We start from the raw sequence: 1,337 nt of genomic DNA, 5'->3' as shown, positions 1-1,337 counted from the left end.
GCCTGCGCTCGCACCCGCGTGGCGCAGCTTCTTCACGTCGATAGGCAGCGACGGCGTGGCCGACCTCGACCGCCGCGCGGACGCGCTGCACCGGCGCATGCGCGAGAACGGCCTGTTCTATCAACTGCACGAGCAGCGCGCCGGCGACGGCGCGGCCGGCCCGTGGTCGCTCGACCTGCTGCCGCTGATCGTCACGCCCGAGGACTGGGTCGCGATCGAGCGCGGCGTGCTGCAGCGCGTGCGGCTGCTCAACGCGACGCTGGCCGACCTGTACGGGCCGCAGACGATCCTCGAGCGCGGGCTGCTGCCGCCCGCGCTCGTCACCGGGCATCCCGGCTACCTGCGCGCGATGCGCGGCGCGCGCGTGCCGGGCGATACCTGGCTGCACGTCGTCGCGTTCGATCTCGCGCGCGGCCCGGACGGGCAGTGGCGGATCGTCGCGCAGCACACGCAGGGCGCGGCCGGCCTCGGCTACCTCCTCGAAAACCGGCTGATCGTGTCGCGGCTTTTTCCGCGCGGGTTTCGTGGGCTGCGCGTGCAGCGGCTCGCATCCGCATACCGCGCGCTGCTGCAGAGCATGCAGGCGCTCAGCCCTACCGCCAAGAATTCGCGGATCGTGTTGCTCACACCGGGGCCGCACAGCGCGACGTATTTCGAGCACGCGTATCTCGCGCGCTACCTCGGCCTCACGCTCGTCGAAGGCGGCGACCTGACCGCGCGCGACAACCGCGTCTTCCTGAAGACGCTGGCCGGGCTCGAACCCGTGCACGGCATCCTGCGGCGCGTCGACGACGCGTGGCTCGATCCGCTCGAACTGCGGCCCGATTCGATGCTCGGCGTGCCGGGCCTGCTGCAGGCCGTGCGCGCGGGCAACGTGCTGCTCGCGAACGCGCCGGGCTCGGGCTTCCTCGAATCGCCGGCGATGCTCGGCTTCATGCCGCGTCTCGCGGAAGGGCTGCTCGGCGAAACGCTGACGCTGCCGGCCGTGCATTCGTGGTGGTGCGGCGAGGCGGCCGCGTGCGACGACGCGCTGCCGCATCTCGCGCGCAGCATCGTGAAGGCATCCTATCCACCCGACGTGCAGGCCGGCGGCCCATTCGAGCCGGTGATCGGCGCGCGGCTCACGCAGGCGCAGCTGGCCGAGTGGCGCGCGCGGATCCTCGCGCGGCCCGAACACTACACGGTGCAGGCCGACCTGCCGCTGTCGCAGGCGCCGTGACCGGACGCGACAAGATCGTGATGTTCACGCATTCGTATCACGGCCATGCCGACGGCACGCTCGCCGCGGCGAACGCGGACGGCGTGACGGAAACCATCGCCCCGGGCGTGCCGTTCGG

Annotated in this window: 1 pseudogene; it reads left to right on the top strand. The window is 72.3% G+C overall.

Features of this window, described 5'->3' with window-relative positions:
* Positions 1-1,216, top strand: a pseudogene (locus G3O06_RS48270) (circularly permuted type 2 ATP-grasp protein); the annotation flags it as partial.
* Positions 1,217-1,337: the final 121 nt, after the last annotated feature.

It is taken from the genome of Burkholderia sp. Ac-20345 (assembly GCF_017104825.1).
GTDB lineage: Bacteria > Pseudomonadota > Gammaproteobacteria > Burkholderiales > Burkholderiaceae > Burkholderia > Burkholderia lata_B.
The sequence above is the reverse complement of the archived record's forward strand: the minus strand, read 5'-3'. Positions and strand labels throughout refer to the sequence as shown.